Origin of the sequence: Mycolicibacterium palauense, assembly GCF_002592005.1 — a bacterium.
Classification (GTDB): Bacteria; Actinomycetota; Actinomycetes; order Mycobacteriales; family Mycobacteriaceae; genus Mycobacterium; species Mycobacterium palauense.
In genome coordinates, this window is the sequence record NZ_NVQF01000047.1 from 1 (window position 1) to 7,970 (window position 7,970).

General features: G+C 74.6%; 3 protein-coding genes and 1 pseudogene. All 4 read left to right on the forward strand.

The window, feature by feature from the left end:
* Nucleotides 1-104: 104 nt before the first annotated feature.
* Nucleotides 105-2,738: pseudogene (locus CSR00_RS18095) on the forward strand (non-ribosomal peptide synthetase); the annotation flags it as partial.
* A complete protein-coding gene (locus CSR00_RS31820; protein WP_099023813.1) occupies nucleotides 2,735-3,496 on the forward strand; it encodes a thioesterase II family protein in 762 nt (253 codons plus the stop codon). The pseudogene CSR00_RS18095 and the gene CSR00_RS31820, both read left to right, overlap by 4 nt.
* The gene (locus tag CSR00_RS18105) at nucleotides 3,486-4,823 is read left to right on the forward strand and encodes a beta-ketoacyl [acyl carrier protein] synthase domain-containing protein (RefSeq protein WP_099023814.1); all 1,338 of its coding nucleotides are present in this window, start codon (nucleotides 3,486-3,488) and stop codon (nucleotides 4,821-4,823) included. Before CSR00_RS31820 ends, CSR00_RS18105 begins: the two co-directional genes overlap by 11 nt.
* A complete protein-coding gene (gene mbtD / locus CSR00_RS18110; protein WP_099023815.1) occupies nucleotides 4,820-7,969 on the forward strand; it encodes a mycobactin polyketide synthase MbtD in 3,150 nt (1,049 codons plus the stop codon). Before CSR00_RS18105 ends, mbtD begins: the two co-directional genes overlap by 4 nt.
* Nucleotide 7,970 lies beyond the last annotated feature (1 nt).

Genomic DNA, 7,970 nt, shown 5'->3' on the forward strand with positions numbered 1-7,970 from the left:
TCGGATACTTGTTTTTATCAATTACCACGCGGGAACCGAGATCTAGGCACGGAGTATCGTCGGCAGCGTCAGATGTGTATCAGCGACCGCGGCACGGTGGGCAGGGCCGGGGGGCCGGGCAGCCCGACCCCCGGCGCAGCACCCGGCACTGGCACTGGCTGGACCCCGCGACCCGCGACGCGGTGTTCGCCGCGGCGCACCGTCGCTCCATCACCCCCGCGATGGCGGTGGCCGCCTCGTTCGCCGGGGTGCTGGCCCGCTGGTCGGGCACGCCGCGGTTTCTGCTCAACCTGCCCCTGTTCGCGCGTGAGCCGCTGCACCCCGACGTCGAGCACCTCGTCGGCGACTTCAGCTCGTCGCTGCTGCTCGACGTCGATCTGCGCGACGCCCGCACCCCCGCAGACCGGGCCCGCGCCGTGCAGGAGAGCCTGCACACCACGGCCGCCCACGCCAGCTACCCGGGACTGTCGGTACTGCGCGACCTCGGCCGCGACCGCGGCCGCCAGGTCCTGGCGCCGGTGGTGTTCACCAGCGCCCTGGGCCTGGGCGAACTGTTCGACGCCGAGGTCACCGAACAGTTCGGCACGCCCGTCTGGATCCTGTCGCAGGGACCGCAGGTGCTGTTGGACGCGCAGGTGACCGAGTTCGACGGCGGCGTCCTGATCAACTGGGACGTGCGCGCCGACGCGTTCCGGCCCGGCGTGGTGGAGGCGATGTTCGCCCACCACATCGCCGAACTGCGACGCCTGGCCGACGACGCCGCCTGGGACACCGCCTGGGACACCGCCGACCCGTCACCGGTACCCGAGGCGCAACGCGCGGTGCGCGAGGCCCTGAACTCCCGCACCGCGCCACCGAGCGGAGAAGCGCTGCACGACGGCTTCTTCCGCACCGCCGAACGCCAACCCGACGCGCCGGCGGTGTTCAGCAGCCTCGGTGACCTGACCTACGCGCAGCTGCGCGAGCAGGTGCTCGCGGTGTGTGCCACCCTGCGCCGCACCGGGGTCCGCCCCGGGGACACCGTCGCGGTGCTGGGACCCAAGACCGCCGAACAGATTCCGGCGCTGCTGGGCATCCACGCGGCCGGGGCGGCCTATCTGCCCGTCGGAATCGACCAACCCGCCGGCCGGGCCCGCCGGATCCTGGAAAGCGCCGGGGTGCGCGCGGCGCTGGTCTGCGGAACCGAACTAGGGGAGCTCGCGGTGCCCGCCGTCACCGTCGCCGAGGCGATCCGCTCGGGTCGCCCCGACGCCGCGCGGACACGGGCCTGCGTCACCGATCCCGGCGAACTGGCCTACGTCCTGTTCACCTCCGGATCGACCGGCGAACCCAAGGGCGTCGAACTGAGCCACGACGCGGCGATGAACACCGTGGAATTCATCAACGGGCACTTCGACATCGGCGCCGGGGACCGCTGCCTGGCGCTGTCCACGCTGGAATGCGATCTCTCGGTGCTCGACATCTTCGGCATGCTGCGCGCCGGCGGCGCGATCGTCGTCGTCGACGAGGCACAGCGCCGCGACCCCGACGCCTGGGCGCGGCTGATCGCCGAGCACACGGTGACCGTCCTGCACTTCATGCCCGGCTGGCTGGAAATGCTCGCCGAGGTGGGCGCGGGCCGGCTGGGCTCGGTGCGGGTGATCCCCACCGGCGGAGACTGGGTGCGCACCGAGCTGGTCCGCGCCCTGCGCGAGCTCGCACCCCGGGCGCGCATCGCCGGTCTCGGGGGTGCCACCGAGACCGCCACCCACAACACCATCTGCGAACCGGGCGAGCTGCCCGAGCACTGGACCGCGATCCCGTTCGGGATCCCGCTGCCCAACAACGCCTGCCGCGTCGTGGCGGACTGGGGGGCCGGGTGGGGGGTCGACTGTCCCGACTGGGTTCCCGGCGAACTGTGGGTGACCGGCCGCGGCATCGCCCGCGGCTACCGGGGCCGCCCGGACCTGACCGCCGAACGCTTCGTCACCCACGCCGGACGGACCTGGTACCGCACCGGTGACCTGGTGCGCTACCGTCCCGACGGCGCGATCGAATTCGTCGGCCGCGCCGATCACCGCGTCAAGATCAGCGGCTACCGGGTGGAACTCGGCGAGGTCGAGGGCGCACTGAGCCGGGTCCCCGGGGTCGCGCACGCCGTGGCCGCGGCGCTGCCGGGTCCCGCCGGGCGCGACGCGCTGCTGGCGGCGCTGGTGCGCCTCGACGACCCGCGGATCACCACGGCGCAGATCGCCTCCGCGCTGACCGATCTCGTTCCGCCGCACATGGTTCCACAGCATCTCGGCATCGCCGAGACGATCCCGTTCACCCCGGGTGGCAAGATCGACCGCCGCGCCGTGGCGGAGCTGCTCACCGCGTCACTGGCCGCGGCCGGCGAGGCCGCCGACGCCGGCCGCGCCCCGGCGACGCCGCTGGAGGCCGCCCTCGCCCAGATTCTGGAGGGTCTGCTGAACCGCGACGGCGCCGGTATCGGTGCCGACGAGGACTTCTTCGCGCTGGGCGGCGACTCGGTGCTGGCCACCGCCGCGGTGGCGCGGATCCGGGAATGGCTCGACGCCCCGACGGTGACGGTCACCGACATCTTCGCCGCGCGCACCGTGTCCGCGCTGGCCCGCGTGTTGACCGAACAGGAATCCGGAGACGAGCGCCTGACGGCGGTCGCCGAGCTGTACCTGGAGATCGCGCACATGGACAACGCCGACGTCGCCGCCGAACTCGACGCGCCGCGGATCCGATGACCGGCCGGCCATCGCCCTCGGACTTCCCCGCCTGGATCAAGAGATTCCCCGGTGCGGACGCCGACACCGCCGACGGGGCGGTCCTGGTGTTCCCGCACGCCGGCGGCGCGGCGGCCGCCTACCGCACGCTGGCCGGCACGCTGGCCGAGCGTGGCCTGAACGCCTACATCCTGCAGTACCCGCAGCGCGCCGAGCGGCTGACCGACCCGGCCCCCGACACCGTCGAGGAGCTGGCCGCCGAGCTGTTCGCCGCCGGGCCGTGGGCGCAGCTGGGTCCGCTGCGGCTGTTCGGGCACTGCCTGGGATCCCTGGTGGCCTTCGAGTTCGCCCGGATCGCCGAGGACCGCGGGATCGCGGTGCGCGGGCTGTGGGCCTCGGCCGGGCAGGCCCCGTCGACGGTGGCCGAGGGACCGGCGGTGCCCACCACCGACGCCGAGATGCTCGCCGACATCGTCGATCTGGGCGGCACCGACCCGCGGCTGCTGGCCGACGAGGACTTCGTCGACCTGCTGCTGCCCGCCGTGCGCGCCGACTACCGGGCGTTCAACCGCTACACCTGTGGCCCCGAGGTGCGCATCCGCGCCGACATCCACGCCGTGGGCGGACGCGCGGACCACCGCACCGACACCGGCCACCTGCGCCGCTGGGCCGGGCACACCGGCGGCGGATTCTCCTTCCGGCAGTTCGACGGGGGACACTTCTACCTCGACGACCATCTCGACGCGGTCGCGCACCTGGTGAGCGCCGATGACGCCTAGCGACACCCACGTCCCCGAGGCCGACCCGGTCGTGATCGTGGGGATGGCCGTCGAGGCGCCCGGCGGCGTCGACAGTGCCGAGGGGTATTGGACGCTGCTGGCCGAACAGCGTGACGCGCTGGGCCCGTTCCCCGAGGACCGCGGCTGGTCACTGCGCGAACTGTTCGACGGCTCCCGCCGCGACGGCTTCACACCGATCCGCAACCTCGGCGGATTCCTCGACAGTGCAGGGACGTTCGACGCCGAGTTCTTCGGGATCTCCCCGCGGGAGGCGCTCGCCATGGACCCCCAGCAGCGGGTGGCGCTGCGGCTGGCGTGGCGGGCCTGCGAGGACAGCGGGATCAACCCCGACGACCTGGCCGGCCACGACGTGGGCTGCTACGTCGGGGCTTCCACCCTGGAGTACGGGCCCCCGCTGTCGCAGTTCTCCCACCACAGCGGGCATCTGATCACCGGCACCGCGTTGGGGGTGATCTCCGGACGCATCGCCTACACGCTGGATCTGGCCGGCCCGGCACTGACCGTCGACACGTCCTGCTCCTCGGCGCTGGCCGCGCTGCACACCGCCGTGGCCGCGCTGCGGGCCGGTGACTGCGACCTGGCGTTGGCCGGGGGTGTGTGCGTGATGGGATCACCCGGCTACTTCGTGGAGTTCTCCCGCCAGCACGCGCTGTCCGAGGACGGCCACTGCCGGCCCTACAGCGCGCACGCCAGCGGCACCGTGTGGGCCGAGGGCGCGGGAATGTTCCTGCTGCAGCGCCGTTCACGCGCCCGCGCCGACGGCCGCCGCATCCTGGCCGAGGTGCTGGCCAGCTGCCTGAACTCCGACGGCCGCAGCGCCGGGCTGACCGCGCCGCGCGAGCAGGCCCAGACCCGGCTGTTCACCCGCGCGCTGCGCAGCGCCGGACTGCGTCCCGGCGAGGTCGGCATGATCGAGGGCCACGGCACCGGAACCCGGCTCGGCGACCGCACCGAACTGCGCTCACTGGCCGCCACCTACGGCGCCGGCACGGCCGGCGAGGGCCCGTGGCTGGGCTCGGTGAAGTCGAACGTCGGCCACGCCCAGGCCGCGGCCGGGGCACTGGGCCTGGCGAAGGTGCTGCTGGCGGCCGAGCGTGCCAACATCCCGCCCACCCTGCACGTCGACGATCCCAGCCACGAGATCGCCTGGCGGGAAACCGGGTTGCGGCTCGCCCGGAAGATGACACCGTGGCCCGCCGAGGGCGGCCGGCGGGTGGGCGCGGTGTCGGCATTCGGGATGAGCGGCACCAACACCCACCTGGTGGTGTCGGTGCCCGACGGACACACCGCCGGGGCCGGCCGATGACCCTGACCCCCTGGCCCGACGGCCGGGCCCCGGTGCTGCTCAGCGCGCACGCCGTGGAGCTGCTCGGCGAGGACGCGCGGGCGCTGCTGGACTACCTGCACCGCAACCCCGGCCCGGACGTGCCAGAGATCGCCGCCCACCTCCTGGCGACCCGGCGGACCCGCCGGCACCGCGCGGTCATCAGGGCCGGTGACCGCGCCGACCTGCGCGCGGCGCTGACCGCGCTGGAGACCGGGGGCGACCACCCCCTGCTGTCGCGGCCCGACCCGCTCGGCGCCGCCCGCATCGCATTCGTGTTCCCCGGACAGGGCACCCAGTGGCCGGGCATGGGGGAGCAGGCCTACCGGCTGCCTCGGTACCGCTCCAGTGCCCAGCGCTGCGCCGAGGCGTTCACCGCCGCCGGTCTGCCGTCACCGCTGACCTACCTGACCACGGCCGCCGACCCCGACCAGTTCGGCGAGATCGAGGTCGAGGGAGCACAATTCGTGCATGCCGTCGCGCTGGCCGACGTGTGGCGCGGCTGCGGTGTGGTGCCCGACCTGACGGTCGGCCACAGCCTCGGGGAGGTCGCGGCGAGCCATATCGCCGGCGCCATCACACTGCCGGACGCGGTCGCGGTCATCGCCGCCCGCGCCGCGGTGGTCGACCGGTTCGCCGGCCACTACGCGGTGGCCGCCCTGGGCATCGGTGCCGACGCCGCGGCGGAGCTGATCGCCGCAACCGACGGCTGGCTGGAACTGTCGGTCATCAACGCGCCCAACTCGGTCGCCGTCTCCGGGGACCGCGAGGCCGTGCGCGCCGCGGTGCGGGCCGTGCGGTCCGGCGGCGGGTTCGCCCGGGAGATCACCGTCAACTTCCCGGTGCACACCAGCATCCTCGAACCCCTGCGCGCGGAGTTCACCGCCGCGCTGCCGCGGGCCGAATTCGCCGAAACCGCCGTACGGTTCATCGGCGGCACCACCGGGGAGGAGGTCGCGGCCGGGACCACGTTCGACGGCTACTGGTACCGCAACCTGCGCGATCCGGTGCGCTTCGACCACGCCGCCGCCACGGCGCTGCGCCACGGCGCCACCGTGTTCGTCGAGCTCTCCGCGCATCCCGCCCTGCTGCACCCGCTGGCAGAGATCTGCGAGGACCCCACCCGGCCCGGTACCCGGGAGGTCCTGGCGGTGGGGTCGGGCCGGCGCGACAGGGCACTGAGCGAGCAGCTCTCGGCCGGCCTCGCCGCGGTCGCGGCCGCCGACCCGGGCTATCCGTGGGCCGACCTCCGCGGCGGCGCGGGCCCCGCCGCGCCGCCGCTGCGCGGGTTCCCGCCCGCGCCGATGCGCACCACCCACCTGTGGGCCCGCCGCGACCCGCTGCCCGCACCGCCCACCGTCGTCGTCGCCGTCGAGGACTGGCAACCCCACCCCGGCGCCGCGCCCCCCGGGGTGCCGTCGCGCGCCGTGGCGATCCTGGATCTCTCGGCCGGGGACCGGTTGGCGCACGCCGTCGAGCAGGCCGTGCACGCCCACCCCGGCGCGGACGCCGTCGCGCCCGACCGGGCCGACACCCTGATCGTGATCGCGCCCGAACTGGCCGAGACCGACCCCGCACGCGCCGCGGCCGACCTGGCCGCCGGCGCCGCGGCGGGACTGCTGGGCTACACCGACCGGCTCGGGCCGCGCTGTCGGGACGTGTGGCTGCTCACCACGGGGGCCGAACGGGTCCGCGCGGCCGACCCGGTGCCGCGGCCCGGCGCCGCGGCGCTGGCGGCGGCGCACCGCAGCCTCGGCTTCGACCATCCCGACCAGGAGTTCCACCACCTCGACCTGGTGCCCGGGTTCGACACCCACCCCTTCGGGCCCGCCGCCGTCGTCGACACCGTGCTCACCGAAACGGGGGAGGTCGCGCTGCGCGCCGACGCCGGTGCGCCGCGGCGGTATCGCCGCCGCCTGCTCCGCCGCAACGACGAACCGCCCGCCCGGCAGCCGGATGCCGATCTGCTCGACGACGTCGTCATCACCGGCGGCACCGGCGCGGTGGGCCTGCACTACGCGCGCGCCCTGGCGCAGCGCGGCGCCCGGCGCATCGTGCTGCTGAGCCGTCGCGGCCTGGATCCGGCCGAGCTGGCCGCGCTGAACGCCACCGGCAACACCGAGGTCGTGGCCCCGCCCTGCGACCTGACCGACCCCGACGCGCTTGCCGCCGTCGCCGCCGAGCACGGCGGCGACGGCGCGTCGCTGGTGGTGCATGCCGCCGGTGCCGCGACGTTCGGCGCCGGCCGTGCCGGCGCGCAGTCGGCCGAGGCGGTCACTCGGGCTGTCTCCGAGGCCTGCGCCGCCAAGGTCGACGGGCTGGTCCACCTCGACGCGGTGTGGCCGCGGCGCCCGCACGCGCCGATCCTGCTGTGCTCGTCGGTGATCGGGGTGTGGGGAGGCCAGGGCGCCGCCGCCTACGCCGCCGCCAACCGCCTGCTCGACGTCGTGGCCGCGCAGCTGCGGCAGCGGGGCAGGGCGTGCACCGCCATCCGGTGGGGGTTGTGGCCGGGCACCGACGGCCGCACCGGGATTCTGGATGCGGCCGAGACCGCGCGGGTGCAACGCGCCGGACTGAGGCCGATGGATCCCGTTCGGGCCGTGGAGATCAGCCTGCGCGCCCATTCCGGCGACCCGCTGGTGCTGGCCGCCGACACCGACCGGCTGCGTCGGCTCGGGGTGACGCTGACCGCGGACCCGGACACCGAACCCGAACTCATTCCGGGACCGGAACCGGCGCGCGATGAGGCCGGGGTGCCGGGTGGCACCGATCAGGCCGGGGTGCCGGGTGGCACCGATCAGACCGGGGTGCCGGGTGGCACCGATCAGACCGGGGTGCCGGATGGCACCGATCCCGCCGGAGTGGTCCGCGCGGAGCTGGCCGCCGTCCTCGACCTCCCCGACCCCGCGGACCTGGATCTGGCGGCACCACTGTTCGACCTGGGGATCGACTCACTGCTCGCGGTCGATCTACGCAAACGGTTCACCCGGGCTGTCGGCGCCACCGTCCCGCTGGCGCGGCTGCTGGGCGGGATCACCGGCACCGAGCTGGTGGCCGACCTCGACGCCGCCTGTGCGACAGCGGCCCTCCCCGACAGCACGAAGAAAGTGGAGTTCTCGCGTGACTGAA